Source organism: Methylobacterium sp. CM6247 (assembly GCF_054817925.1).
This window is the reverse complement of the sequence record NZ_JBTXKX010000009.1, coordinates 1-25,912: the sequence shown is the minus strand read 5'-3', so window position 1 is coordinate 25,912 and position 25,912 is coordinate 1. Positions and strand designations below refer to the sequence as shown.

The 25,912-nt window shown below is 55.5% G+C and carries 34 protein-coding genes and 1 pseudogene; 25 read left to right on the top strand and 10 right to left on the bottom strand.

The window, feature by feature from the left end:
* Window positions 1-10: 10 nt before the first annotated feature.
* Complete coding sequence (locus ACYQOP_RS27610) at window positions 11-586, bottom strand: hypothetical protein (RefSeq protein WP_461225852.1); 576 nt, start codon at window positions 584-586, stop codon at window positions 11-13.
* A 116-nt stretch (window positions 587-702) separates the two neighbouring features.
* Between ACYQOP_RS27610 and ACYQOP_RS27605 the strand changes: the two genes are divergently transcribed.
* The 3 genes from ACYQOP_RS27605 (at window position 703) to ACYQOP_RS27595 (ending at window position 2,277) form a co-directional block, all read left to right on the top strand.
* Window positions 703-1,104 carry a hypothetical protein gene (locus ACYQOP_RS27605; protein WP_461225851.1) on the top strand — a complete coding sequence of 134 codons (402 nt, stop codon included), beginning with the start codon at window positions 703-705 and terminating at the stop codon, window positions 1,102-1,104.
* Between the two features lie 90 nt (window positions 1,105-1,194).
* Window positions 1,195-1,830 (top strand): recombinase family protein, encoded by a 636-nt coding sequence (locus ACYQOP_RS27600; protein ID WP_461225849.1) that lies wholly within the window; start codon window positions 1,195-1,197, stop codon window positions 1,828-1,830.
* Between the two features lie 237 nt (window positions 1,831-2,067).
* Window positions 2,068-2,277 carry a hypothetical protein gene (locus ACYQOP_RS27595; RefSeq protein ID WP_461225847.1) on the top strand — a complete coding sequence of 70 codons (210 nt, stop codon included), beginning with the start codon at window positions 2,068-2,070 and terminating at the stop codon, window positions 2,275-2,277.
* 89 nt (window positions 2,278-2,366) lie between these two features.
* On the opposite strand, the gene ACYQOP_RS27590 is transcribed toward ACYQOP_RS27595, so the two are convergent.
* Window positions 2,367-2,609, bottom strand: coding sequence for a DUF6894 family protein (locus ACYQOP_RS27590; protein WP_461225845.1), 243 nt, complete (start codon window positions 2,607-2,609; stop codon window positions 2,367-2,369).
* Window positions 2,610-2,883: 274 nt separating this feature from the next.
* On the opposite strand from ACYQOP_RS27590, the gene ACYQOP_RS27585 reads away from it, so the two are divergent.
* The 6 genes from ACYQOP_RS27585 (at window position 2,884) to ACYQOP_RS27560 (ending at window position 8,052) form a co-directional block, all read left to right on the top strand.
* Window positions 2,884-3,342: a hypothetical protein gene (locus ACYQOP_RS27585; RefSeq protein WP_461225843.1), complete on the top strand. Its 459-nt coding sequence runs from the start codon at window positions 2,884-2,886 to the stop codon at window positions 3,340-3,342.
* 607 nt (window positions 3,343-3,949) lie between these two features.
* Window positions 3,950-4,426 carry a hypothetical protein gene (locus tag ACYQOP_RS27580; RefSeq protein ID WP_461225841.1) on the top strand — a complete coding sequence of 159 codons (477 nt, stop codon included), beginning with the start codon at window positions 3,950-3,952 and terminating at the stop codon, window positions 4,424-4,426.
* Window positions 4,427-4,521: 95 nt separating this feature from the next.
* On the top strand, window positions 4,522-5,535 hold the full coding sequence (locus ACYQOP_RS27575) for a hypothetical protein (RefSeq protein WP_461225839.1): 1,014 nt from the start codon (window positions 4,522-4,524) through the stop codon (window positions 5,533-5,535).
* A gap of 124 nt (window positions 5,536-5,659) precedes the next feature.
* On the top strand, window positions 5,660-5,857 hold the full coding sequence (locus ACYQOP_RS27570) for a hypothetical protein (RefSeq protein ID WP_461225837.1): 198 nt from the start codon (window positions 5,660-5,662) through the stop codon (window positions 5,855-5,857).
* Between the two features lie 1,036 nt (window positions 5,858-6,893).
* The gene (locus ACYQOP_RS27565; protein ID WP_461225835.1) at window positions 6,894-7,319 is read left to right on the top strand and encodes a hypothetical protein; all 426 of its coding nucleotides are present in this window, start codon (window positions 6,894-6,896) and stop codon (window positions 7,317-7,319) included.
* A 58-nt stretch (window positions 7,320-7,377) separates the two neighbouring features.
* The gene (locus ACYQOP_RS27560; RefSeq protein ID WP_461225833.1) at window positions 7,378-8,052 is read left to right on the top strand and encodes a hypothetical protein; all 675 of its coding nucleotides are present in this window, start codon (window positions 7,378-7,380) and stop codon (window positions 8,050-8,052) included.
* Between the two features lie 101 nt (window positions 8,053-8,153).
* Here ACYQOP_RS27560 and ACYQOP_RS27555 read toward each other — a convergent pair whose 3' ends face one another.
* The 3 genes and pseudogenes from ACYQOP_RS27555 to ACYQOP_RS27545 form a co-directional block, all read right to left on the bottom strand.
* On the bottom strand, window positions 8,154-8,819 hold the full coding sequence (locus tag ACYQOP_RS27555; protein WP_461225832.1) for a hypothetical protein: 666 nt from the start codon (window positions 8,817-8,819) through the stop codon (window positions 8,154-8,156).
* 29 nt (window positions 8,820-8,848) lie between these two features.
* Entirely contained in the window at window positions 8,849-9,172 is a 324-nt protein-coding gene (locus ACYQOP_RS27550; protein ID WP_461225830.1) for a hypothetical protein, read from the bottom strand.
* Window positions 9,169-9,846, bottom strand: a pseudogene (locus ACYQOP_RS27545) (ParA family protein); the annotation flags it as partial. The pseudogene ACYQOP_RS27545 and the gene ACYQOP_RS27550, both read right to left, overlap by 4 nt.
* A 129-nt stretch (window positions 9,847-9,975) precedes the next feature.
* Here ACYQOP_RS27545 and ACYQOP_RS27540 point away from each other — a divergent pair.
* The 7 genes from ACYQOP_RS27540 (at window position 9,976) to ACYQOP_RS27510 (ending at window position 16,329) form a co-directional block, all read left to right on the top strand.
* On the top strand, window positions 9,976-11,523 hold the full coding sequence (locus ACYQOP_RS27540) for a terminase large subunit domain-containing protein (protein ID WP_461225866.1): 1,548 nt from the start codon (window positions 9,976-9,978) through the stop codon (window positions 11,521-11,523).
* A 526-nt stretch (window positions 11,524-12,049) separates the two neighbouring features.
* Entirely contained in the window at window positions 12,050-13,312 is a 1,263-nt protein-coding gene (locus ACYQOP_RS27535) for a hypothetical protein (RefSeq protein ID WP_461225864.1), read from the top strand.
* Window positions 13,313-13,320: 8 nt separating this feature from the next.
* Window positions 13,321-13,584, top strand: a complete 264-nt coding sequence (locus tag ACYQOP_RS27530) for a hypothetical protein (RefSeq protein ID WP_461225862.1) — start codon at window positions 13,321-13,323, stop codon at window positions 13,582-13,584.
* 11 nt (window positions 13,585-13,595) lie between these two features.
* Window positions 13,596-14,504, top strand: coding sequence for a major capsid protein (locus ACYQOP_RS27525; RefSeq protein ID WP_461225860.1), 909 nt, complete (start codon window positions 13,596-13,598; stop codon window positions 14,502-14,504).
* A gap of 50 nt (window positions 14,505-14,554) precedes the next feature.
* Window positions 14,555-14,869, top strand: a complete 315-nt coding sequence (locus ACYQOP_RS27520; RefSeq protein WP_461225858.1) for a hypothetical protein — start codon at window positions 14,555-14,557, stop codon at window positions 14,867-14,869.
* 3 nt (window positions 14,870-14,872) lie between these two features.
* On the top strand, window positions 14,873-15,340 hold the full coding sequence (locus tag ACYQOP_RS27515) for a DnaT-like ssDNA-binding protein (protein ID WP_461225856.1): 468 nt from the start codon (window positions 14,873-14,875) through the stop codon (window positions 15,338-15,340).
* Window positions 15,337-16,329, top strand: a complete 993-nt coding sequence (locus ACYQOP_RS27510) for a phage minor head protein (protein WP_461225854.1) — start codon at window positions 15,337-15,339, stop codon at window positions 16,327-16,329. Before ACYQOP_RS27515 ends, ACYQOP_RS27510 begins: the two co-directional genes overlap by 4 nt.
* A 19-nt stretch (window positions 16,330-16,348) precedes the next feature.
* Here the strand turns inward: ACYQOP_RS27510 and ACYQOP_RS27505 are convergent, their stop codons facing one another.
* Window positions 16,349-16,924 (bottom strand): hypothetical protein, encoded by a 576-nt coding sequence (locus tag ACYQOP_RS27505; protein ID WP_461225852.1) that lies wholly within the window; start codon window positions 16,922-16,924, stop codon window positions 16,349-16,351.
* Between the two features lie 116 nt (window positions 16,925-17,040).
* Between ACYQOP_RS27505 and ACYQOP_RS27500 the strand changes: the two genes are divergently transcribed.
* From ACYQOP_RS27500 to ACYQOP_RS27490, 3 genes are all read left to right on the top strand, one after another.
* A complete protein-coding gene (locus ACYQOP_RS27500; RefSeq protein ID WP_461225851.1) occupies window positions 17,041-17,442 on the top strand; it encodes a hypothetical protein in 402 nt (133 codons plus the stop codon).
* A gap of 90 nt (window positions 17,443-17,532) precedes the next feature.
* A complete protein-coding gene (locus tag ACYQOP_RS27495) occupies window positions 17,533-18,168 on the top strand; it encodes a recombinase family protein (RefSeq protein WP_461225849.1) in 636 nt (211 codons plus the stop codon).
* Between the two features lie 237 nt (window positions 18,169-18,405).
* The gene (locus ACYQOP_RS27490) at window positions 18,406-18,615 is read left to right on the top strand and encodes a hypothetical protein (protein ID WP_461225847.1); all 210 of its coding nucleotides are present in this window, start codon (window positions 18,406-18,408) and stop codon (window positions 18,613-18,615) included.
* An 89-nt stretch (window positions 18,616-18,704) separates the two neighbouring features.
* On the opposite strand, the gene ACYQOP_RS27485 is transcribed toward ACYQOP_RS27490, so the two are convergent.
* Window positions 18,705-18,947 carry a DUF6894 family protein gene (locus ACYQOP_RS27485; protein ID WP_461225845.1) on the bottom strand — a complete coding sequence of 81 codons (243 nt, stop codon included), beginning with the start codon at window positions 18,945-18,947 and terminating at the stop codon, window positions 18,705-18,707.
* 274 nt (window positions 18,948-19,221) lie between these two features.
* On the opposite strand from ACYQOP_RS27485, the gene ACYQOP_RS27480 reads away from it, so the two are divergent.
* From ACYQOP_RS27480 to ACYQOP_RS27455, 6 genes are all read left to right on the top strand, one after another.
* Complete coding sequence (locus tag ACYQOP_RS27480; protein WP_461225843.1) at window positions 19,222-19,680, top strand: hypothetical protein; 459 nt, start codon at window positions 19,222-19,224, stop codon at window positions 19,678-19,680.
* 607 nt (window positions 19,681-20,287) lie between these two features.
* Window positions 20,288-20,764, top strand: coding sequence for a hypothetical protein (locus ACYQOP_RS27475; protein ID WP_461225841.1), 477 nt, complete (start codon window positions 20,288-20,290; stop codon window positions 20,762-20,764).
* A gap of 95 nt (window positions 20,765-20,859) precedes the next feature.
* Window positions 20,860-21,873, top strand: a complete 1,014-nt coding sequence (locus tag ACYQOP_RS27470; RefSeq protein WP_461225839.1) for a hypothetical protein — start codon at window positions 20,860-20,862, stop codon at window positions 21,871-21,873.
* Window positions 21,874-21,997: 124 nt separating this feature from the next.
* A complete protein-coding gene (locus ACYQOP_RS27465; RefSeq protein WP_461225837.1) occupies window positions 21,998-22,195 on the top strand; it encodes a hypothetical protein in 198 nt (65 codons plus the stop codon).
* A 1,036-nt stretch (window positions 22,196-23,231) separates the two neighbouring features.
* Window positions 23,232-23,657, top strand: a complete 426-nt coding sequence (locus ACYQOP_RS27460) for a hypothetical protein (RefSeq protein WP_461225835.1) — start codon at window positions 23,232-23,234, stop codon at window positions 23,655-23,657.
* Between the two features lie 58 nt (window positions 23,658-23,715).
* A complete protein-coding gene (locus tag ACYQOP_RS27455; RefSeq protein ID WP_461225833.1) occupies window positions 23,716-24,390 on the top strand; it encodes a hypothetical protein in 675 nt (224 codons plus the stop codon).
* Window positions 24,391-24,491: 101 nt separating this feature from the next.
* Here ACYQOP_RS27455 and ACYQOP_RS27450 read toward each other — a convergent pair whose 3' ends face one another.
* The 3 genes from ACYQOP_RS27450 to ACYQOP_RS27440 all read right to left on the bottom strand — a co-directional run.
* Window positions 24,492-25,157, bottom strand: coding sequence for a hypothetical protein (locus tag ACYQOP_RS27450; RefSeq protein WP_461225832.1), 666 nt, complete (start codon window positions 25,155-25,157; stop codon window positions 24,492-24,494).
* A gap of 29 nt (window positions 25,158-25,186) precedes the next feature.
* Window positions 25,187-25,510 (bottom strand): hypothetical protein, encoded by a 324-nt coding sequence (locus ACYQOP_RS27445; protein WP_461225830.1) that lies wholly within the window; start codon window positions 25,508-25,510, stop codon window positions 25,187-25,189.
* Window positions 25,507-25,912, bottom strand: a 406-nt coding sequence (locus ACYQOP_RS27440) for a P-loop NTPase family protein (protein ID WP_461225828.1), incomplete at its 5' end; no start/stop codon positions are given. The genes ACYQOP_RS27445 and ACYQOP_RS27440, both read right to left, overlap by 4 nt.

Below are 25,912 nucleotides of genomic sequence, written 5' to 3'. Positions count from 1 at the left end.
TCATTTGCGTTCAAGAAAACTTATCTAATATCTCTTTCCTACTCATTTGTCCGTTTGTAAACAAGACGCTTGATTTTGACTTAGAGGCTGTGTTTGGGTTCGATGTGAGTTGAATTGTATTGTTTTTATCTATCAGCTCTATAGCTGTTTCATATGAAATAATGAAACAAACAACGTCAGATTCCTTGTCGGTGTAATGATCAGCAAATCTTTCGTCTTTTTCTCCAACAAGAACAATCCAATCGAATTCTTTCTTACGACTCATCCCAAATATTTTAGACCATGTCCATCGCTTAGTATTGGCGCCTATCATCGGTACCCCAAGTTTTGATGTCTTTATTTCATATTTCAATCCATCATTTCCTATAAAATCAAAAGATTTGTTTCCTACAGTCAGGTCGCCTATCAATAGGCCGGCCAAGAGATCTTCACCCTCATTTCCCGTGACGCTTTTTAATCGGGTCCGCAGAGCAGTTAGATGCCGATTTAAATTATCGATCTTAATCAGAAGGGTAGCGTTTTCTTTTTGAAGCTTTTCTATCTCTGCATCTTTATCTTTTGGTGTATGTCCCACATGATTGCCCATATTTTCTAGCCTATAATGATTAGTTGCACCCTTAGACGTCGCTCAACATGGCAAAGATAAATTCATCAAAAATTATCCTCATGATACAATGACTTATGAAAAACTAGGATGAAATTATGACAACTAAAAATCGCGTAACGAAAAAGGATATCGCTGAGATTGTCGGTGCATCTGACTTAGTGATTGATGGTGAGCGTGTAGATCAGCGTAGCATCACTGCACGCCGCTGGCGATCGTCTCTTGCTGATCTTGCGATGCAGATGGGCGATCATGTCAGCCCGTCCGAGGCCATGATGCTGCGCCGCGCCGCGACCCTCGCCTATCTCTGCGAGCGGGACGAGGCCGTGGTCATGAAGGGCGATGAGATCGATCAGGAGAACTACCGGCGAAACGCTGCTGCCCTTGGTGCCACCCTCATCAAGCTCGGCATGGCGTCGAAGAGCCGTGATGTGACGAAGCGTGACGCTCGCCTGATCGATGCTCACGCCGCTGCCGTCCTCGGGACATACGAAAGCTGATTGATAGCTGTCGTCTAGCAGCAAGATAGCGATTTACATTCTTCAACGTCCGATGCAGATTGTGTTTGTCACCCTGGCAGGCACAGCGACATGAGATTTGTCTCCTACTTCCGCGTTAGCACTCAGAAGCAAGGTGCATCTGGCCTTGGCCTCGACGCACAGCGCGCGGCAGTCGCGGCGCATGTGCGGGGTGCTGAGATCGTCGGCGAGTTCACCGAGATCGAGAGCGGCAAGCGCAACGATCGGCCTCAGCTCGCTGCTGCGCTGGCCTGCGCTAAGAAGCACAAGGCCGTGCTGGTGATCGCCAAGCTCGATCGCCTCGCGCGCAACGTCAGCTTCATCGCGAGCATGATGGATGGTGGCGTGGAGTTCGTTGCCTGCGACTTCCCGCAGGCTAATCGCCTCACATTACACATCCTCGCCGCTGTCGCAGAGCACGAGGCTAGCATGATCTCGGCTCGTACAAAGGCTGCGCTGGCAGAGGCGAAGAAGCGCGGCAAACGCATCGGGGGAGGCGAGCACCACGGCGTAGCGCGCGCTGCCTACTCAGAGCAGGCAGAGGCGCGGAAGGCGAACGTCCGTCCTGCGATAGAGGAGATACGCAACGCTGGGATCAGCACTCTCGAAGGGATCGCCAAGGCGCTGACGGCGCGCGGGATTAAGACAGCGAGGGGTGGAGCGTGGAGTGCGACTCAGGTTGCAAGAGTGACAGCCGCCATGGATTGAACGACAAGAAACGAGCCAGATTGCAGCTAATAAGCGACAATATTGCTGCTGTTACTAATCGGCGACACCCCCACCCCCTCGTGGCATTCCGGCAACATAAGCCGGTGGTACCCGCCCCGAAATTTTACACCGCTCCACGAAGGAACCTGCTAACGGTTAAGCTTGGTCAAAAATGGATGCCGTATCTGACGGTTGATTAAGAGGAACGTATCCAAGGCCAGCAGTGAGGAGTCAGTAATGAGATTTCCCGTTGAGAACCGGCTCTACGTCTTGGATCGTATGATTGCCGAACACGAATTAGCGGCGGCTGGCCATGCGGCCATTATTGCGGGACTGACTGCTGATGCCGCCGGGCTCGCTGAAATCTTGGCGACCGCTCAGGCTTCCGTAAAAACGCTCATCATTCTTCGAGCGGAGAGAGTTGAAATTCGCCTCCGAGCGATGTGAGTGGCATAGCGGTCCCGACGCTCTTAGGGGCATCGCCACAGGGCTAAGGGTAAAACCTGACACTTAGAGCGCCTTGCTAGCGGCAGGCTTCAGCGGATCAGCCAGCCCCCTACAAGCGACAGGGTCGCCGAATAGACCGGATGGTGATCCTCGTCGCACACGACCACGGTGTAGGCGAGCCGGTCGCCATCATGCAGCGCGTGGTCTCGTGCAATGTCGGGAAGCAGTCGCATCGCCTGCTGGCGCACCTCGTCTAAGGTGGCGAACTCGCTGCCGTGGTCATCGAACTGATGCAGGCCACCGTCGTGAATATCGAAGAAGTAGCGTGCCATAGGCACACTCCACGCGCTGGAGAGGCGGGAGCCCACACATCTCTCGGGCACTGGCTGCCAGGGATCGAAGCCAGCGATAGTTTACCGTGCGCCTTTCATTGCCAGCGCGCAAACATGGAAGCGGCTGGGGACCAAACGTCAGATTTATTCACTAATCCGTCCAAATGGGTGAAAATTTTTTGGCGGCATTCGACGTAAACGCCGACCCAAAATCGCTATAGCCCCTGAGCTAGGGCGATCGCCGTCCTGGCCTAACAGTCAGGAGCGGATCGCAATGGCATACAACCGACAAGCTCGCCGGGACGGTGCTCGGCAGTTAATTGAGGGCAAGGCACTTTTAAATTGGGCCGAGTCAGGAGGTGATGAAACTCCTGTCCTCTCGAAGACGAAGCACTACGTGTTATTATCAGATCACCTCTACGGTTCTGGATGCTGCGGATGGTCTCACTATATCAAGATTGAAGACGAAAATCGTACGCTTGCCATTTATCGAGTAAGGCATATGTACGGTTCATCAGTACGACGTCTTCGTCGCGTTCCTATCGACGTTGTTGAAGGTACTGCACCTACTTTAGAGGATTTTTATAAGTGGGAAGACGAACAGTACGCCCTGCACGCGAAGGAGCGCGCTGCCGCTGCTGCCGCCGTTGTTGCAAGGCTTCGTGATGCTTCTGTAAAGCCGCAGCCCGTGGACGACGACCTTCAGGCACTTCTCGATGAGATGGCTGACTGAGGGTGCTGCTTTCGCTAACATGGTCTTAGATCGCTGTCGGGCAAGCGCCAGCGGTTAGGCCCACTCGGATCGTGGCCTGTAACGGTCGAGCGTCGGCCGCGCCTCTTGAGCCTCCTCAGGCGCGCGGCCGACACCGCTATCTGCTAGGTTCAGATGTTCCTAAAAGGTCGACACAATACTTCTTTGCTGCACGTCGTGTGTCCCTCGTAAGTGAATACGCTTTCTCAAGTGTTGGCTTTACCTCAGCCGGAGTCAGTTTTCTAAATTCCGCGTATTCGTCAACTGTTTCAAACTGTAATATGTCTAAAAGATTTACTGATAGTCTGTCAACTTAGCCTTTAGCTACGCAAAAACAGTAGTTAGTCCTTGGTATAGATATGCCATAACTTGCTAATTGATCGGCTTCAACGTCGAGATATCTCTCGCAATGCTTGAGGCGTATTTTTATATGCTCTTCGCGGCTTAAAGCATTTGCTTGACTAACAAATGATAGAAAGGCGATTGCCAAGGCTGCGGACTTTACGAATTTCATTTGTTCTACTCTTGTTCCAAAAATGAGCTAATGGTATACTATTTGAAATCGCCATTGGTCATTTAGGAGTTCGTTGTGTCTGCACCTACTACCCTCATTAAGATACCTGAGGCTCGTGCCCTTCAGCTTCGCGCGATCGCGACCACGCGCGAATGCACGGTCACCGAGGCCGTCGAGCATCTGATCCACGAAGAGATCAAGGCGGGGCGCCTGCCTGACGCGCTGCCGGGCTTTGAGGTCCATACCGGGCACGGGAACGTCTGCCTCGTGATCGGCAATGCCGGCCTGCCTGCGCTTCATCCCACTTACGCCCGTGTGGTCGCCGAGCTGTTCTTGCACGCGGCCAACGGCATGAAGGACGGGCGGGGCAACGTCGTGAAGCTTAACGAAGGCGATGCGTACCGTCTGATTGTCGCTCGGAAGGGGCGGGGCATCGTCGGCAAGCTGGTCTGTGATGAGATGGAGATCGATGAGCAGTTCAGCATGACCGCCGGCATGGCTCGCGACTTCGCCCGTCAGATCACCAAGGCGGCAGATCGATTGAGCCTCTAAACGATGAGGGCTACCCACCGTCACAATGGGTAGCCCTCGTAGAGATCGGAGAAATGACAATGCCACAAGTCATCACTAAGGATTAGTATAAGATCATGCGGCCGAAGCTGCAAGAGTTGGTGCAAGAGAAAATCGCTTATATTCGGCGATTAGGTCATCATCCCACCATCAACGACTATATGAATGCTGTGATTGAGGGTCGCACGCGCTTGCGTGACGCCTTCTCACATCCCGCTGCCGGCAACGACGACAGCGATGTAATCGAGCTTGAGTTGCCCGCGCATGTGCTGAGGCGCGCACCGTCGAAAGTGGGCCAAACGGAAAATTTCCGGCCCCGCACTTCAGCCTCCCGCGACCGGAGAAACCGTGATCGCACAGCGCCTTACTTCCGGCAGGAGGTAGCTGCACGTCGAGGGGACTTCAGTAGTAACCCCCTCCCGCCCTCATCCTCTCTCCCCCTGCCTGACAACGACGACCACCCAAGCGCCTGCAACGACAACCCGCACCCGAAGTCCAAGGCGACGAAGCGCAGAGAGGCGCAGGACGCCCGTGACACCCGCCTGCCTCCGGACTGGAAGAGGACCGGCGACACGGGGAAGCTGACGGCCTGCAATCGGGCTGTCGCGCTCGGAGATCACGGGACGGCACGCGCCTTCACCCTCAACCTGTCTCCGGATGTGGTCTCCCGTGGCCTAGCTTCGTCGCACAGCGGCTTTGCGCCTTGGATGCAGAAGAGGCTGCACCGAGAGATCGTTGCCGCGGTAGGGCATCCTCTGCCGTTTGTGTTCGGGGTGGACGTGACACGCACCGGCCGTCCGCATCTCCACGGCATGATCGCGGCGAATGACGACCACCTCGAAGCCATTGGGCGGGCGTGCCGAAAGGCTGGTGGAGAGTGGAAGGCCGGTCATGCGGAGAAGCAGGCCCATCTCGGCCTTGTATGGGACAGTGACGGATGGAGCCGGTACGGCGAGCGCAACCTTGCGGCAGCTCGGAAGGTGGTCGGACAGAGTGTCATCGCGGGCACGGGAAGTCTGAAAGCGGCAGCGCGAGAGCTGCATGAGCGTCTTCGGACCCGGCTTCGCGAAGACAAGATCAGTCACAACTGACTGATCTTAAACGAGAAACTTGATTTACATCGCTTGCTTTTCTACCCTGTGAATGAGAGGGAGACCAAGCAGCATATGATGCTACTATCTAGCTGCTATCTTTCCTGTTAGAGCAGTTATGTACGTGCAGTTTCTTGAGATGGATGAACACGCCAGTTTGTGGCCGGCGCTCGACGTGAAGGCTCGCTTCGTCAAAGGCGTCGAGGACATGACGGTCGGAATGCATCCGGACCTGGGCCTGTGCATCGTGCAGCATTACGGCTTCGAGTCCCGCGTCGAGTGGGCGACCTGCGAGCCGATCCCTGATGCGCTCGTTCGCTGAGAAACTGCCTCAGGCTGCCATAAGACTTTCGCTTGACGCGAAGGTAGCGTGTCTGAGGTTGACCGACTCGGCTCAACCCGCCACGGTTAACAATTCGGCGCAGGTGCGCCTGGAGATCAACGTAACGAGCCGCTGACGCCCAAAACGAGAGAGAGCCCCCAAATCCCGGCAAGGATCGGAGGGCTCTCTGAAATCGATGTGTTTTTGAGGCACGTTGCAGTCCTCAAAATCGCATAAGCGGCCATGAGCCGTCAAGGGAAAACGCGAGTTTTCCCGACGATATCGCTTTGTCTGAAGCGGCCCCATGAGGGGCGAAACGTGTTTGCACAACAGATACGGCAGGCCGTCGAGGCCGCGCCGCGCGAAGGGTTGCCCGAGATCAACCGGCTGCTCTGGTCGGCCTTCGCTGCCGGTAGCGTCACAGAGGCAGAAGCCGAGGCGCTCTCAGCTATGATCGATGCGCGGGCCAAGGCCAGCATGGTCACGCCAGGTCATGCTCCCCGCGCAAGGGTTGGCTCTCGGCCTCGATCGGATGCGAGCATGGAGCGTCGGCGCCGTTGGGCCGCTGCCGGCCGGCTCCCGCCTCAGCTCGCTGCTCAGTTCACCCTTGCCGAAACCGCTGTCCTCGCCGTCGTCACGGTGGAGGTAGGGAAGCGGGGGGACTGCCGCTTGCACATCGAGGCCATTGCCGCTGTCGCAGGCGTGTCCCGGTCCACTGTGAAGGCTGCTCTACGCCGCGCTCGCGAACTGGGTCTGCTCGCTATTCGTGAGCGTCGCGCCTCGGCATGGCGTAACCTCTCCAACGTCGTGCAGATCGAGAGCCGGGAGTGGCTCGCGTGGATGCGGCTGACCCGTGCTGCTACAGCCCCAAGGGGTGGGGTCAAATTCTCGACCAGCACGAATACTCAGAGCTTAGACAAAGACCGTCAGCGGCCTCTACAACCCATTCGAAGGGCAGCCGGGAACGAGAATGGCAGACCCGTGAGGTGTCGTGCCCGATGCTGAGGTTCGCCCAACAGAGGGAAGCGGATATAAAATGATGCGATTCATCCGAATCTCGGTCTTGGTGCTCGCCGGGCTTCTGGTCGCGCTCTTTGTTCTAGCAATCGTCATCCCAGAGTTGACGCGAGATCATAGAGCCGAAACCGCGTCACGCATCGTTGCGCGCATCCCCGTTGGAACGAGCCAGCAAGCTCAAGCTGCGATCATGATGCGTGCAATGATTGGGCAGGCTCTCGTATGCGGAGCACCTGAGAATGAGATTCTGAAGGCGATGAACGCGACCGCATCGATGGTCGCTGTCTTTACCAGTAAGAGTGCGGCTGCCGATGAGGCAGGGAACTATGCCTTCACGCAGGGCGGCGATCTACAAAAGGATGGTCGTGGCGCCCCACCCTGCTCAGAGGTTCTAGCCGGCTTTGAGAAGATGCGCAGCAGCTTCAAAGCGCAGGGACTAAACTGAAGTCCCACGATATACTTAATGAGTAATTATCATAGATAGTCGAATAGGAATATTATTCATGGAACAGAAAAATAATAGTGGTATGACAACTAACATACTTATTATTTGCATAATAGCGCTTTTTATAGGCTCCGTAGTTGTATTTTCTAGATCACCAGACAATAAATTTGAGAACAGTGATAATATAGAAAAAAATAAATCTGTTCCTATCACTTCAAAGTGTTCCGGCTATGCTGAAGGTTCGGATAAAGTCCTCTCTGTTAACAACACATATGAATTGCGATCGAAGCCTGATCAGAACGCTGGCCGGATATTAAATTCTAAAGCAACAAATATACTTAAGAAAGATCACTTTCATGGGATAGATATTTCAACTACTGTGAAAGAATTATGTAAGACTGAAGAATGGAGTCAAGTACAAATAGTAACTCCCGATTGGCTTAGCGAAGTAGTTGGGTGGGCGCCAACGAAATATCTTGGAGAGATAAAGCGTAACTCCTCAGGCCAGAGAGTCTTTGGTGAGAAGGATATAATTTGGGATACAGACACAAATAAATTTAAAGCTAAAATAGTCAGTAAGATAAATAACTTGATTAAGGAAAATGCTGACTGTGGAAGTTTTAATGGGCTCGTAACTAAGTCAGGATCAAAGGGTTCTCCGAGCAATCCTGTGTTTTTCATAACATGTGAGCGTAAATCAGAAGTATATAACGTTTGGTTTGACCTAAAATAAAAAAGAAAAAGGCTATTGTTATCTAAAATGCCGCAGATCTACACATAATATTACCCGAGGATTTAGTATAAATTCAATGGCTACAAGCTCTGCTCAAGCATTCAAGTTTTTAAAGAAAAATGTAATAGTAGCGCCAGAATTGCTTGATTTATGATTGTTTTAACGCCTTCGTCTTTAATTTTTTGCATAAACCATTTAAGCGAGTCAACTAAAACCCTTTCTAATAAATTTATATTTACTTGTTCTGCCTGCATTAATACTCTTCCAGCCTCTATTTCGGCAATTCTCTGACTTCCAATGGCGCCATATTCAGACATGACAGAATTATTATTTTTAAGTTCTTTGATTATATTTGCGACTTGAGCATCAATTTGCTTGAATTTTTCATCAGTTCTATCAATTTTTATTATATAGGCGTTTTCTTCATGCTCAGATGTTTCTTCATTTGATTTCTGCGCTTCAGCATCACGTTTAGAGATTTCTTCATTTAATTCGCCAAAGCCAAACTGGGCTAGATAATCTTCTACTTCTTCAAGACCTCTTCCTGTAATGCTAACGGTTGACCCATTCAACCATGTCCTTCCATCACAGTACTGACTAAGTTTTAGATCCTGTTCGGCTTCCTTTATCCAACTGTTAGGAAATTTTCCTTCAATATTTGATGCAATTTTTCCAGGATTAAATGATTTGCTCGTGTCCCCTTCTGAAGTCAAGGCAATTTCAATCAAAAAAAGCTTTTTGAAATCCGAATATGAAAGGCGTTCCATTTGTGCTTCCCTGATAATTTGCGGATTAGTTAATGTCTGTTCTTTCTGTTGCTTTCATAGGCATCCACTGCCAGCTCAATCAGCTCAGCAAGGGTGAACCGATGCTGACCCTCTGCTTTCTCCCGTTGAACGATCTCTAACATCTTCTGATGCGTCTCAGCCTTGATCCGGGTAGCAAACTGATGAGTACGCCCCGTCGCCTGCAATGTGCGTCCGTCGAGCTTCTTCGTAGAGGGCGGCGACGCCTCTTCAGACCTGGTTTCCAGCTCTGATGTGGTCTCCGCGTCGTTGTCCAGCGCAAACTTCGCTGCTTGCCTCGCAATGCCTTCCGCAGCCGTGGATCGCTTGCTCATTCCTTGTCTCCTAGGCGTGTCAGCACGGCATCGGCCAATGCCGCAAATTCCTGTCCTGATGGCGTATCCGCGCCCACGGCCTCGCCTGTAGCGAGGCTGTCCGCCACTACAGCCCGATATGAGATCGCGGGCGCCACGGGCTCCGTGAGGCCCGCCAGCGTCCCCATGGCATCCCTACCCGCGCCTGTACGGCGATCGATCCGGCTTGGCACCAACATGATATCGGGGCGCTGCCGGCCTGCCGCCTTGCGATGCCGCCGAATGATACCGACCGTTTCAGCGGCACCGCGCACATCCAACACCGTCGCGCCGGCAGGCACCAAGGCCAACTCGATCGTTGCGACCGTCGCCCCGAAGGCTCCGCCGAGAGCGCCAGGAGCGTCCACAATCACGTAATCAGCGTCAGCGCCACGAACGGCCTTCGCCCATGCCGCAACGCTCTTGGCGTCCACTTCTTCGAGGAGAAGCGCCTGGACCGTGAAGGGGAACCGTCCCTCCTCTGCCAGAGCAGAGGAATGGCCTGCCGGATCGGCATCGATCACCACGACCTTAGAGCCCCGCCGGGCCAACTCCGCCGCAAGGTTCAATGCTGTCGTGGTCTTCCCGACGCCTCCCTTAGTGGAGGTCATGCCGATGATACGGGCCATCACCACGCTTTCAGTGATTCGCTTGTCTAAGTCTCTGCTATAATGCGGCTAGATTTAACAAGCGATTGAGAAATGCCGGCGCTACCGAAAATCGATGTGAGGCTCTGGAGGAGCGGTTCAAAGGGCTTCTTCCAATGGCTTGATGACGTTCGCCCCATGGTCCCATCGTCCAAGGGCGGCTTTGAGCCCTATGTGCCCGGTCCTCTGGAGCGGATCGAGCTGACCAAGGCGCTCGACGGCGATTATCGCACCATCGTGCTCTGTTGGCCTCGCCGCCATGGCAAGACGCTCGCCGCCGCACTCATCATCGCGTGGCGTTTCATGTCCCGGAACACGCAAAACGTAGCGATGGTCGCTAACTCCGAGAAGCAGACTGTCGATACCGCCTTCAAGATCGTCCGGGACGTGTTGCGCGAGACGCCCTATGCGGCCGAGCTTGTGAAAGCCGGCAAGATCACGATCGCCGCTGACCGGATCGAGTATCCCGCACTCAGCAATGTCATCGCAGGGTTCCCATCGAACCCTGCCGCCTTGTTCGGCAAGAAGCTCTCGATCGCGCAGGTATCAGAACTGCACGCTGCTACCTCTGACGCAGCCTATCAGGCGCTCGCCTCTGCCACGATCGACACCGACGACGGCTTGGTGCTGGTCGATAGCACCGTGGGATCGCGCAGCTCGCCGCTCTATGGCCTTTACGGGCTCCACGAGCGGGGCGCAGACCCGGCGCTCTACTACAGCCACATCGCCTACCGCGACCTTGAAGACGCCTGCGCTCGGGCGCCTCACTGGATTTCCGTGAAGGGGCTCCGAAGCCGTGCTGCTCAGATGCTCCCGGCCGAGTTCTCACAACAGCATCTCAACCTATGGGGCAGCTCTACGACCAGCCTCTTCCCACCTCCCATCCTCGACAGATGCCGGGACAGCTACCGGCCTGACGTAGTGAGCATCACGGGTGGTGCAGCTCACATCGTCGGCGCCGGCCTCGATCGCGCTTATGGCTTCAGCCTTCATGGCGACGCCACGGTCGCAACGTGCGTTCTGAAGGTGCTGATTGGCGAGGATGCGCACTACTACGTGCTAGCTAGCGACAAGATCGCCTTCAGCTCGGCAGCAGGCATCCGACGCGCTCTCACGCGCTACCGCACCGACCATGGCATGAGCCGCGCTGCGATCGAGCACTACAACAGCCAGGACATCGCAGCTTGGTGTTCCGACCAGACGTTCAATCACGAGGTCATCAGCCCGACAGCAGACAGGCAGGCCAACGCTTTCACGGCTCTCTACAACGCTGCCGCTGAGGGACGCCTGCATATCGCTCCGCAGTTCGGCGCCTTGCTCGGTGAGATGGGGATGCTCGAATACCAGCTAGGAGCCTCCGGAACGCCGCGCTTTGAGGCAGCGAAGGGCTACCACGACGATCACGTCTACAGCCTCCTGTGGGCTGTCTACGCGCTGCGGGACGTAGAGCTGAACCCCTACGAGCTTCAGGGCATCCACTGTTATGGCGCCGGTCCTGCGCCTGCTCTCTGCATTCTCAATGGCGGCGAGCTAGTACCGCCTTGCGCCGGCTCATGCCGGTCCATGCTCGCAGCTCGCACTCTCTATCGCGGCTACCTTGGGCGAGGTCCGCTAGCGCCTGTAGGGTTTGAAGAATTCGTGGCCGGCAAGGTCGTGAACGTCGGCGCGCATACAATGCCGCGATGATAGCAAAAACTTTGCATCGTGCGCTCCGCCGTCTCTTGAACGTCCCATATGCGTTCCTAGATATCCAGTATGGCCGTGCTTCTGAGTGTGGCCGAAGAACTAGTCGCAGCGTGTTTGAGGATCACCGACCGGACTACAGGAAAAAAAATCCTCAACGCTGGCCTAGGGTGCGAAGGCGACTACCGTAAGGGACCCTCGCACATAGAGATAGGAAACTCGCATGAGCGTGTTTTTCTACCTCGAAGCCAGTCAGCCGAGCGGAAAGTCTTACCGTCTGGCACTCGGATGCAGCTTGCATCAAGTGGCTTCGATTGTGATGCTCTTCTCTCGACTGTTTTAAACGGAAGGGCACCTCGGTAACGGGGTGCCCTTTTGTTTGCGCTCAGTGAGAGAGATTTGTAGCAGAGCAGGCGGTAAGCGATCCAGAAGTTGCTTGTTTGTTCCTATATAGCTGTTAGAATTATGACAGGTAGCTGCTAGATAGTGACAAGACGTGTTCGGCCGATTTTCCAGCAACGATCCCGTGATGAACCTCATCCATGCGTCGTCCGCGCGTAAGCAGCGGGCCGACAAGTGGATGCGCTTCTATGCCGATCAGCAGTCCGACGACACGTTGGCGCTGATCGCTCAGAAGTGGTCACGCCCTGAGACCTTTCGCGTCTTTCAGGTCAACGTCGTCAAAAAGATCGTCAACAAGCGCGCCAATCTCTACCGGCTTCAGCCGCGCCGCACTTTTCACGGCCTCGATCAGGAAGCCGGTGACGCCCTCTACCGGGCCATCAATGCCGACGTGATCCTGAAGCGCGCCTCGCGCCTTACCAAGCTCCTTAAGACGTGTGCCCTCCGCGTCGGCTGGAACGGCACCCGCGCTACCCTTGCCGTCGTCACTCCGAACATCCTCGACGTGATGGCACCCGATCCGGAGAACCCGGAGCGGATCATCGTCACCCATCGCGCCGCACGCGAGGCTGACACCACCTATTCCGACTGGACCCGCACCAGCTACTTCCATCGCGATTACCGGGGCGTGCCCCTTTACGTCGAGGGCAACCCCGGCAGCGTGAACCCGTATGGCGTGGTGCCATTCGTACCCCTGTTCGATCGCTATCCCGACGACGCCTTTTGGCTCCCCGGCGGGGACGACCTGATCGAGGCGCAGGAGGCGATCAACGTCGCTCTGTCGAACCTCTGGCGTGCTGTCGAGATGCAGGCCCACGGACAGCCGTGGGCGTCGGGCGTCAGCTCCCCAGACGCCATGCGCATCGGCCCCGAGCGCGTCATCAGCCTTCCGGAAGGCGGGAGCTTCGGCTTCGCCACCCCGAATGCCCCGATCAAGGACATCCTTCAGGCTATCGAATTCCTGATGCGGCAGACGGCCGGCGCTAACGATGTGTCGGCCGACGTGTTCGATCTCGATCGCAGCTCTGAGAGCGGCGCGGCCAAGCACGTCGAGCAGATCGATCTCAAGGAAGCTCGCCTGGACGATATCGCCCTATGGCGGACCTATGAGGCTCGCCTTTGGGAGGTGCTGAAGGTCGTCGTGAACACGCACGCCCCTGGCACCATCCCGGCCGACGCGACGCTGAGCGTGGACTTCGCCGAGCTTCAGGACCCGATCAGTGAGACCGAACGCCTGACCAACGCCCGCGCCCGCCTCGACATGGGCGTGTGGTCGCCGGCCGACGTGCTGCGCTCCGAAAATCCTGACGGCTTCCCGACCCGCGAGGACGCGATGCGCGAGCTGCGGCGTCGGAAGGACGAAACCGCCGAACTTCTCCAGCCTCTTTAGGACCGATCATGACCACGCCTGCCGACCCTGCGCCCATCACCGCACCCGAGCCAGTCCCGGCTCCCGTGCCGCCGGTCACTCCCAATCCTGTGGCCGAGCTGATCGCCACGGTCACCGCCATGCGCGCGGAGATCGAGGCGCTGAAGACCACGCCGCCTGCCCCTGTTGTGGTCCCGACCACCGACCAGGGCAAGCCGACCGTCACCCCGATCACCATCGACTTCTCATCCCTCCCGCCCGTCGCCCGCATGGCGGCCGGCTACCGCAAGTAAGGAACACCATCATGCTGACGATCACCGAATGGGCGAAGCTCAACCCGACGCCTTTGGCGTCTGGCGTCGTTCAGATTTTCGCCGAGAACAACCCCGTTCTGGCCTTGCTGCCGTTCATGAACATCGCTGGCAACGCCTATACCTACAACCGTGAGGCCGCGCTTCCCGGCATCGCCTTCCGTGGCTTTAACGAGGGCTACGTCGAGTCCACCGGCATCGTGAACCCGCTCACCGAGAAGCTGACGATCATCGGTGGCGACAGCGACTATGACGTGGCGCAGATCGCCATGGGGACCGGTAACAACGACACCCGCGCCGTCCACGACAGCATGAAGGCCAAGGCCCTCACGCTCGAATGGCTCAAGACCTTCTTCCACGGCGACACCAACGACAACGCTAAGGCGTTCGACGGCCTCAACGTGCGGGTGACGGGCGATCAGGTCATCTCGGCTGGCACCAACGGCAGCACCCTGAGCTTCGCCATGCTGGACGAGCTGACTGACGCTGTGTCGGGCGCCACGTCGGCGATCTTCCTCAACAAGCGGCTCATTCGCGACTACCGCGCTCTGCTCCGCACGGCCGGGGGCAACACGGCCGAGACGATCATGGTGGAGAACTTCGGACGGCCGGCGATCACGCATAACGGCGTGCCCCTCCTCCCGATTGAGGAAGGCGCGGACGGCAACGACATCCTGCCCTTCACCGAGACGCACGGCACGGCGGTCAACACCACCTCGCTCTACGCCGTCCGGTTCGGTCCCGACGCTCTTCAGGGCATCCAGACCGCCCCGATCAGCGTCCGCGACCTGGGCGAGATCGAAGCCAAGCCGGCCTATCGGACCCGTACCGAATGGTACAGCGGCCTTGCCATCAAGCACCCACGCGCCGTCGCTCGCCTGAAGGGCGTGAAGGCAGCCTAAACCTCTCCTGATCCGGGGCGTGCCACTGGCACGTCCCAAAGGCTTCCGCGATGCTCAACGACCTTGCCGACCTCTTCAGCGCCACCGTGCATCATGCCCCGGCGGCAGGCTTCAACCGACAGGGTGAGCCGATCTCTGGACCAGCGACGCCCTATCGCGCTCGCGTCCTCTATCGCGCCCGTCTGGTACGTGGAGCGAACGGCGAGGGCGTCGTTTCCCGCGGTGAAGTCTGGATCGCAGGCACACCCATGATTGGGCTTCAGGATGCCCTGACGCTTCCGGACGGAACGACGCCTCCGATCCTCACTGCCGAGCTGCTGACAGACGAAGCCGGCCCCTCTCACGCCCACGTATTTTTCGGCTGATCCATGCCCCTCATCATCGGCACGAACGCCTACGTCGCTCTAGACGAGGCGGATGCCTACTTCTCTGAGTGCCTTAATTCTAGCGGCTGGGAAGCAGCTAGCTCGCAGCATCGTGTGAACGCGCTCCTCGCTGCTACCGCTTCCCTGGATCGCCTGGGCTTCAATGGCATGATCGCCAGTCGAGAGCAGCGCCTTGCATGGCCTCGCATCCGGGTCCGTGATCGCGAAGGGCGCATCCCATCCCCTGATGCCGTTCCAGACGCGGTGAAGGCAGCGACCTGCGAATTCGCCCTCCATCTCCTGACGAAGCCGAGCGCGACCGAGCCCGCGCCTGCTGTCTCACAGAAGCGCGTCGGCGACCTTCAGATCAGCTATCGCGCAGCGTCGCCCGACCCGGTGCCCTTCGCTGTGCGGCAGCACCTTGCACCCTTCCTGTCGGACTCTGCTCACTCGCTTGAGGTGGTGCTGTGAGCGATCCTATCGTCATGCTCGCGGACGAGATCGAGCTTGAGATCGAAACCGCCTTCCTCGACGCGATCGAGGACATCAGCACCAACATGGACGTGCCGTCCCTCATCGGAGCGATCGAACGCGGGGATGAGGAGGTTCTAGGGGCCTACGTCGCCGATCGCCTGCGCCCGGTGCAGGACATTTTTGCGCGTGCCTTCGCTCAGTCGGGCATCCTCGCAGCCGATCGCCTAGGGCTAACCTTCGATCCCATGGCGTCTACGGCCGTCGCCGCTCGATCTTCTGCCGTCGCTGGCTTCATGCGCTCCATCGTGAGCGACACGGCAAAGGCCATGGCACAGGCCGCGTTCCGGACCACGATGCTGTCCGCTGCCATCGCCGGCACCGTGCTGATCGGCGGCGTACCTGCACAGGCCGGCGACAAGGCGATCCTTGTGCGCGAGATCATCGGTCTCAGTCCCACACAGGGTGCGAACCTGACGGCGTTCCGGGCTGCGTTAGAGAACACCATGGCACGTCAGCCACAGCCGTTGAGCCGTATCGGCTTCCGCCGCGAGCTGCTGGTTGTCGCAGAGCTTCCGGCCCACGTCCTGCGCTACCTCAACGCCTCACAGCGGAGCGTGATCGAAGCAGCAAGCGGCACCCTCGATCAGAACCAGGTGGACGCCCTCGTGGCCCATCAGCGTCGGACCCTGCTGAAGGTTCGTGCGGGCTCGATTGCTACCTCCGGTGCCGTCACAGCCACGAACGCGGGCGAACACTCATCGTGGCGTCAGGCCGTGGAGAACCGTGATCTTGGCTCCGAATGGCGTCGCTACTGGCATGACGTGGGAGACGAAAAGGTTCGCCACGCCCACCGCGAGGTGTCCGCCCTCAACCCGAACGGCGTGGGGATTGATGAGCCATTCGTCACCTCTTTTGGCCCGCGTCTGCATCCGCCCTTGGAGATTAACTGCCGATGCAGAGTTGAGCTAAGACAGGGCCTAAATTAGTATAGAAAATCATTTGCGTTCAAGAAAACTTATCTAATATCTCTTTCCTACTCATTTGTCCGTTTGTAAACAAGACGCTTGATTTTGACTTAGAGGCTGTGTTTGGGTTCGATGTGAGTTGAATTGTATTGTTTTTATCTATCAGCTCTATAGCTGTTTCATATGAAATAATGAAACAAACAACGTCAGATTCCTTGTCGGTGTAATGATCAGCAAATCTTTCGTCTTTTTCTCCAACAAGAACAATCCAATCGAATTCTTTCTTACGACTCATCCCAAATATTTTAGACCATGTCCATCGCTTAGTATTGGCGCCTATCATCGGTACCCCAAGTTTTGATGTCTTTATTTCATATTTCAATCCATCATTTCCTATAAAATCAAAAGATTTGTTTCCTACAGTCAGGTCGCCTATCAATAGGCCGGCCAAGAGATCTTCACCCTCATTTCCCGTGACGCTTTTTAATCGGGTCCGCAGAGCAGTTAGATGCCGATTTAAATTATCGATCTTAATCAGAAGGGTAGCGTTTTCTTTTTGAAGCTTTTCTATCTCTGCATCTTTATCTTTTGGTGTATGTCCCACATGATTGCCCATATTTTCTAGCCTATAATGATTAGTTGCACCCTTAGACGTCGCTCAACATGGCAAAGATAAATTCATCAAAAATTATCCTCATGATACAATGACTTATGAAAAACTAGGATGAAATTATGACAACTAAAAATCGCGTAACGAAAAAGGATATCGCTGAGATTGTCGGTGCATCTGACTTAGTGATTGATGGTGAGCGTGTAGATCAGCGTAGCATCACTGCACGCCGCTGGCGATCGTCTCTTGCTGATCTTGCGATGCAGATGGGCGATCATGTCAGCCCGTCCGAGGCCATGATGCTGCGCCGCGCCGCGACCCTCGCCTATCTCTGCGAGCGGGACGAGGCCGTGGTCATGAAGGGCGATGAGATCGATCAGGAGAACTACCGGCGAAACGCTGCTGCCCTTGGTGCCACCCTCATCAAGCTCGGCATGGCGTCGAAGAGCCGTGATGTGACGAAGCGTGACGCTCGCCTGATCGATGCTCACGCCGCTGCCGTCCTCGGGACATACGAAAGCTGATTGATAGCTGTCGTCTAGCAGCAAGATAGCGATTTACATTCTTCAACGTCCGATGCAGATTGTGTTTGTCACCCTGGCAGGCACAGCGACATGAGATTTGTCTCCTACTTCCGCGTTAGCACTCAGAAGCAAGGTGCATCTGGCCTTGGCCTCGACGCACAGCGCGCGGCAGTCGCGGCGCATGTGCGGGGTGCTGAGATCGTCGGCGAGTTCACCGAGATCGAGAGCGGCAAGCGCAACGATCGGCCTCAGCTCGCTGCTGCGCTGGCCTGCGCTAAGAAGCACAAGGCCGTGCTGGTGATCGCCAAGCTCGATCGCCTCGCGCGCAACGTCAGCTTCATCGCGAGCATGATGGATGGTGGCGTGGAGTTCGTTGCCTGCGACTTCCCGCAGGCTAATCGCCTCACATTACACATCCTCGCCGCTGTCGCAGAGCACGAGGCTAGCATGATCTCGGCTCGTACAAAGGCTGCGCTGGCAGAGGCGAAGAAGCGCGGCAAACGCATCGGGGGAGGCGAGCACCACGGCGTAGCGCGCGCTGCCTACTCAGAGCAGGCAGAGGCGCGGAAGGCGAACGTCCGTCCTGCGATAGAGGAGATACGCAACGCTGGGATCAGCACTCTCGAAGGGATCGCCAAGGCGCTGACGGCGCGCGGGATTAAGACAGCGAGGGGTGGAGCGTGGAGTGCGACTCAGGTTGCAAGAGTGACAGCCGCCATGGATTGAACGACAAGAAACGAGCCAGATTGCAGCTAATAAGCGACAATATTGCTGCTGTTACTAATCGGCGACACCCCCACCCCCTCGTGGCATTCCGGCAACATAAGCCGGTGGTACCCGCCCCGAAATTTTACACCGCTCCACGAAGGAACCTGCTAACGGTTAAGCTTGGTCAAAAATGGATGCCGTATCTGACGGTTGATTAAGAGGAACGTATCCAAGGCCAGCAGTGAGGAGTCAGTAATGAGATTTCCCGTTGAGAACCGGCTCTACGTCTTGGATCGTATGATTGCCGAACACGAATTAGCGGCGGCTGGCCATGCGGCCATTATTGCGGGACTGACTGCTGATGCCGCCGGGCTCGCTGAAATCTTGGCGACCGCTCAGGCTTCCGTAAAAACGCTCATCATTCTTCGAGCGGAGAGAGTTGAAATTCGCCTCCGAGCGATGTGAGTGGCATAGCGGTCCCGACGCTCTTAGGGGCATCGCCACAGGGCTAAGGGTAAAACCTGACACTTAGAGCGCCTTGCTAGCGGCAGGCTTCAGCGGATCAGCCAGCCCCCTACAAGCGACAGGGTCGCCGAATAGACCGGATGGTGATCCTCGTCGCACACGACCACGGTGTAGGCGAGCCGGTCGCCATCATGCAGCGCGTGGTCTCGTGCAATGTCGGGAAGCAGTCGCATCGCCTGCTGGCGCACCTCGTCTAAGGTGGCGAACTCGCTGCCGTGGTCATCGAACTGATGCAGGCCACCGTCGTGAATATCGAAGAAGTAGCGTGCCATAGGCACACTCCACGCGCTGGAGAGGCGGGAGCCCACACATCTCTCGGGCACTGGCTGCCAGGGATCGAAGCCAGCGATAGTTTACCGTGCGCCTTTCATTGCCAGCGCGCAAACATGGAAGCGGCTGGGGACCAAACGTCAGATTTATTCACTAATCCGTCCAAATGGGTGAAAATTTTTTGGCGGCATTCGACGTAAACGCCGACCCAAAATCGCTATAGCCCCTGAGCTAGGGCGATCGCCGTCCTGGCCTAACAGTCAGGAGCGGATCGCAATGGCATACAACCGACAAGCTCGCCGGGACGGTGCTCGGCAGTTAATTGAGGGCAAGGCACTTTTAAATTGGGCCGAGTCAGGAGGTGATGAAACTCCTGTCCTCTCGAAGACGAAGCACTACGTGTTATTATCAGATCACCTCTACGGTTCTGGATGCTGCGGATGGTCTCACTATATCAAGATTGAAGACGAAAATCGTACGCTTGCCATTTATCGAGTAAGGCATATGTACGGTTCATCAGTACGACGTCTTCGTCGCGTTCCTATCGACGTTGTTGAAGGTACTGCACCTACTTTAGAGGATTTTTATAAGTGGGAAGACGAACAGTACGCCCTGCACGCGAAGGAGCGCGCTGCCGCTGCTGCCGCCGTTGTTGCAAGGCTTCGTGATGCTTCTGTAAAGCCGCAGCCCGTGGACGACGACCTTCAGGCACTTCTCGATGAGATGGCTGACTGAGGGTGCTGCTTTCGCTAACATGGTCTTAGATCGCTGTCGGGCAAGCGCCAGCGGTTAGGCCCACTCGGATCGTGGCCTGTAACGGTCGAGCGTCGGCCGCGCCTCTTGAGCCTCCTCAGGCGCGCGGCCGACACCGCTATCTGCTAGGTTCAGATGTTCCTAAAAGGTCGACACAATACTTCTTTGCTGCACGTCGTGTGTCCCTCGTAAGTGAATACGCTTTCTCAAGTGTTGGCTTTACCTCAGCCGGAGTCAGTTTTCTAAATTCCGCGTATTCGTCAACTGTTTCAAACTGTAATATGTCTAAAAGATTTACTGATAGTCTGTCAACTTAGCCTTTAGCTACGCAAAAACAGTAGTTAGTCCTTGGTATAGATATGCCATAACTTGCTAATTGATCGGCTTCAACGTCGAGATATCTCTCGCAATGCTTGAGGCGTATTTTTATATGCTCTTCGCGGCTTAAAGCATTTGCTTGACTAACAAATGATAGAAAGGCGATTGCCAAGGCTGCGGACTTTACGAATTTCATTTGTTCTACTCTTGTTCCAAAAATGAGCTAATGGTATACTATTTGAAATCGCCATTGGTCATTTAGGAGTTCGTTGTGTCTGCACCTACTACCCTCATTAAGATACCTGAGGCTCGTGCCCTTCAGCTTCGCGCGATCGCGACCACGCGCGAATGCACGGTCACCGAGGCCGTCGAGCATCTGATCCACGAAGAGATCAAGGCGGGGCGCCTGCCTGACGCGCTGCCGGGCTTTGAGGTCCATACCGGGCACGGGAACGTCTGCCTCGTGATCGGCAATGCCGGCCTGCCTGCGCTTCATCCCACTTACGCCCGTGTGGTCGCCGAGCTGTTCTTGCACGCGGCCAACGGCATGAAGGACGGGCGGGGCAACGTCGTGAAGCTTAACGAAGGCGATGCGTACCGTCTGATTGTCGCTCGGAAGGGGCGGGGCATCGTCGGCAAGCTGGTCTGTGATGAGATGGAGATCGATGAGCAGTTCAGCATGACCGCCGGCATGGCTCGCGACTTCGCCCGTCAGATCACCAAGGCGGCAGATCGATTGAGCCTCTAAACGATGAGGGCTACCCACCGTCACAATGGGTAGCCCTCGTAGAGATCGGAGAAATGACAATGCCACAAGTCATCACTAAGGATTAGTATAAGATCATGCGGCCGAAGCTGCAAGAGTTGGTGCAAGAGAAAATCGCTTATATTCGGCGATTAGGTCATCATCCCACCATCAACGACTATATGAATGCTGTGATTGAGGGTCGCACGCGCTTGCGTGACGCCTTCTCACATCCCGCTGCCGGCAACGACGACAGCGATGTAATCGAGCTTGAGTTGCCCGCGCATGTGCTGAGGCGCGCACCGTCGAAAGTGGGCCAAACGGAAAATTTCCGGCCCCGCACTTCAGCCTCCCGCGACCGGAGAAACCGTGATCGCACAGCGCCTTACTTCCGGCAGGAGGTAGCTGCACGTCGAGGGGACTTCAGTAGTAACCCCCTCCCGCCCTCATCCTCTCTCCCCCTGCCTGACAACGACGACCACCCAAGCGCCTGCAACGACAACCCGCACCCGAAGTCCAAGGCGACGAAGCGCAGAGAGGCGCAGGACGCCCGTGACACCCGCCTGCCTCCGGACTGGAAGAGGACCGGCGACACGGGGAAGCTGACGGCCTGCAATCGGGCTGTCGCGCTCGGAGATCACGGGACGGCACGCGCCTTCACCCTCAACCTGTCTCCGGATGTGGTCTCCCGTGGCCTAGCTTCGTCGCACAGCGGCTTTGCGCCTTGGATGCAGAAGAGGCTGCACCGAGAGATCGTTGCCGCGGTAGGGCATCCTCTGCCGTTTGTGTTCGGGGTGGACGTGACACGCACCGGCCGTCCGCATCTCCACGGCATGATCGCGGCGAATGACGACCACCTCGAAGCCATTGGGCGGGCGTGCCGAAAGGCTGGTGGAGAGTGGAAGGCCGGTCATGCGGAGAAGCAGGCCCATCTCGGCCTTGTATGGGACAGTGACGGATGGAGCCGGTACGGCGAGCGCAACCTTGCGGCAGCTCGGAAGGTGGTCGGACAGAGTGTCATCGCGGGCACGGGAAGTCTGAAAGCGGCAGCGCGAGAGCTGCATGAGCGTCTTCGGACCCGGCTTCGCGAAGACAAGATCAGTCACAACTGACTGATCTTAAACGAGAAACTTGATTTACATCGCTTGCTTTTCTACCCTGTGAATGAGAGGGAGACCAAGCAGCATATGATGCTACTATCTAGCTGCTATCTTTCCTGTTAGAGCAGTTATGTACGTGCAGTTTCTTGAGATGGATGAACACGCCAGTTTGTGGCCGGCGCTCGACGTGAAGGCTCGCTTCGTCAAAGGCGTCGAGGACATGACGGTCGGAATGCATCCGGACCTGGGCCTGTGCATCGTGCAGCATTACGGCTTCGAGTCCCGCGTCGAGTGGGCGACCTGCGAGCCGATCCCTGATGCGCTCGTTCGCTGAGAAACTGCCTCAGGCTGCCATAAGACTTTCGCTTGACGCGAAGGTAGCGTGTCTGAGGTTGACCGACTCGGCTCAACCCGCCACGGTTAACAATTCGGCGCAGGTGCGCCTGGAGATCAACGTAACGAGCCGCTGACGCCCAAAACGAGAGAGAGCCCCCAAATCCCGGCAAGGATCGGAGGGCTCTCTGAAATCGATGTGTTTTTGAGGCACGTTGCAGTCCTCAAAATCGCATAAGCGGCCATGAGCCGTCAAGGGAAAACGCGAGTTTTCCCGACGATATCGCTTTGTCTGAAGCGGCCCCATGAGGGGCGAAACGTGTTTGCACAACAGATACGGCAGGCCGTCGAGGCCGCGCCGCGCGAAGGGTTGCCCGAGATCAACCGGCTGCTCTGGTCGGCCTTCGCTGCCGGTAGCGTCACAGAGGCAGAAGCCGAGGCGCTCTCAGCTATGATCGATGCGCGGGCCAAGGCCAGCATGGTCACGCCAGGTCATGCTCCCCGCGCAAGGGTTGGCTCTCGGCCTCGATCGGATGCGAGCATGGAGCGTCGGCGCCGTTGGGCCGCTGCCGGCCGGCTCCCGCCTCAGCTCGCTGCTCAGTTCACCCTTGCCGAAACCGCTGTCCTCGCCGTCGTCACGGTGGAGGTAGGGAAGCGGGGGGACTGCCGCTTGCACATCGAGGCCATTGCCGCTGTCGCAGGCGTGTCCCGGTCCACTGTGAAGGCTGCTCTACGCCGCGCTCGCGAACTGGGTCTGCTCGCTATTCGTGAGCGTCGCGCCTCGGCATGGCGTAACCTCTCCAACGTCGTGCAGATCGAGAGCCGGGAGTGGCTCGCGTGGATGCGGCTGACCCGTGCTGCTACAGCCCCAAGGGGTGGGGTCAAATTCTCGACCAGCACGAATACTCAGAGCTTAGACAAAGACCGTCAGCGGCCTCTACAACCCATTCGAAGGGCAGCCGGGAACGAGAATGGCAGACCCGTGAGGTGTCGTGCCCGATGCTGAGGTTCGCCCAACAGAGGGAAGCGGATATAAAATGATGCGATTCATCCGAATCTCGGTCTTGGTGCTCGCCGGGCTTCTGGTCGCGCTCTTTGTTCTAGCAATCGTCATCCCAGAGTTGACGCGAGATCATAGAGCCGAAACCGCGTCACGCATCGTTGCGCGCATCCCCGTTGGAACGAGCCAGCAAGCTCAAGCTGCGATCATGATGCGTGCAATGATTGGGCAGGCTCTCGTATGCGGAGCACCTGAGAATGAGATTCTGAAGGCGATGAACGCGACCGCATCGATGGTCGCTGTCTTTACCAGTAAGAGTGCGGCTGCCGATGAGGCAGGGAACTATGCCTTCACGCAGGGCGGCGATCTACAAAAGGATGGTCGTGGCGCCCCACCCTGCTCAGAGGTTCTAGCCGGCTTTGAGAAGATGCGCAGCAGCTTCAAAGCGCAGGGACTAAACTGAAGTCCCACGATATACTTAATGAGTAATTATCATAGATAGTCGAATAGGAATATTATTCATGGAACAGAAAAATAATAGTGGTATGACAACTAACATACTTATTATTTGCATAATAGCGCTTTTTATAGGCTCCGTAGTTGTATTTTCTAGATCACCAGACAATAAATTTGAGAACAGTGATAATATAGAAAAAAATAAATCTGTTCCTATCACTTCAAAGTGTTCCGGCTATGCTGAAGGTTCGGATAAAGTCCTCTCTGTTAACAACACATATGAATTGCGATCGAAGCCTGATCAGAACGCTGGCCGGATATTAAATTCTAAAGCAACAAATATACTTAAGAAAGATCACTTTCATGGGATAGATATTTCAACTACTGTGAAAGAATTATGTAAGACTGAAGAATGGAGTCAAGTACAAATAGTAACTCCCGATTGGCTTAGCGAAGTAGTTGGGTGGGCGCCAACGAAATATCTTGGAGAGATAAAGCGTAACTCCTCAGGCCAGAGAGTCTTTGGTGAGAAGGATATAATTTGGGATACAGACACAAATAAATTTAAAGCTAAAATAGTCAGTAAGATAAATAACTTGATTAAGGAAAATGCTGACTGTGGAAGTTTTAATGGGCTCGTAACTAAGTCAGGATCAAAGGGTTCTCCGAGCAATCCTGTGTTTTTCATAACATGTGAGCGTAAATCAGAAGTATATAACGTTTGGTTTGACCTAAAATAAAAAAGAAAAAGGCTATTGTTATCTAAAATGCCGCAGATCTACACATAATATTACCCGAGGATTTAGTATAAATTCAATGGCTACAAGCTCTGCTCAAGCATTCAAGTTTTTAAAGAAAAATGTAATAGTAGCGCCAGAATTGCTTGATTTATGATTGTTTTAACGCCTTCGTCTTTAATTTTTTGCATAAACCATTTAAGCGAGTCAACTAAAACCCTTTCTAATAAATTTATATTTACTTGTTCTGCCTGCATTAATACTCTTCCAGCCTCTATTTCGGCAATTCTCTGACTTCCAATGGCGCCATATTCAGACATGACAGAATTATTATTTTTAAGTTCTTTGATTATATTTGCGACTTGAGCATCAATTTGCTTGAATTTTTCATCAGTTCTATCAATTTTTATTATATAGGCGTTTTCTTCATGCTCAGATGTTTCTTCATTTGATTTCTGCGCTTCAGCATCACGTTTAGAGATTTCTTCATTTAATTCGCCAAAGCCAAACTGGGCTAGATAATCTTCTACTTCTTCAAGACCTCTTCCTGTAATGCTAACGGTTGACCCATTCAACCATGTCCTTCCATCACAGTACTGACTAAGTTTTAGATCCTGTTCGGCTTCCTTTATCCAACTGTTAGGAAATTTTCCTTCAATATTTGATGCAATTTTTCCAGGATTAAATGATTTGCTCGTGTCCCCTTCTGAAGTCAAGGCAATTTCAATCAAAAAAAGCTTTTTGAAATCCGAATATGAAAGGCGTTCCATTTGTGCTTCCCTGATAATTTGCGGATTAGTTAATGTCTGTTCTTTCTGTTGCTTTCATAGGCATCCACTGCCAGCTCAATCAGCTCAGCAAGGGTGAACCGATGCTGACCCTCTGCTTTCTCCCGTTGAACGATCTCTAACATCTTCTGATGCGTCTCAGCCTTGATCCGGGTAGCAAACTGATGAGTACGCCCCGTCGCCTGCAATGTGCGTCCGTCGAGCTTCTTCGTAGAGGGCGGCGACGCCTCTTCAGACCTGGTTTCCAGCTCTGATGTGGTCTCCGCGTCGTTGTCCAGCGCAAACTTCGCTGCTTGCCTCGCAATGCCTTCCGCAGCCGTGGATCGCTTGCTCATTCCTTGTCTCCTAGGCGTGTCAGCACGGCATCGGCCAATGCCGCAAATTCCTGTCCTGATGGCGTATCCGCGCCCACGGCCTCGCCTGTAGCGAGGCTGTCCGCCACTACAGCCCGATATGAGATCGCGGGCGCCACGGGCTCCGTGAGGCCCGCCAGCGTCCCCATGGCATCCCTACCCGCGCCTGTACGGCGATCGATCCGGCTTGGCACCAACATGATATCGGGGCGCTGCCGGCCTGCCGCCTTGCGATGCCGCCGAATGATACCGACCGTTTCAGCGGCACCGCGCACATCCAACACCGTCGCGCCGGCAGGCACCAAGGCCAACTCGATCGTTGCGACCGTCGCCCCGAAGGCTCCGCCGAGAGCGCCAGGAGCGTCCACAATCACGTAATCAGCG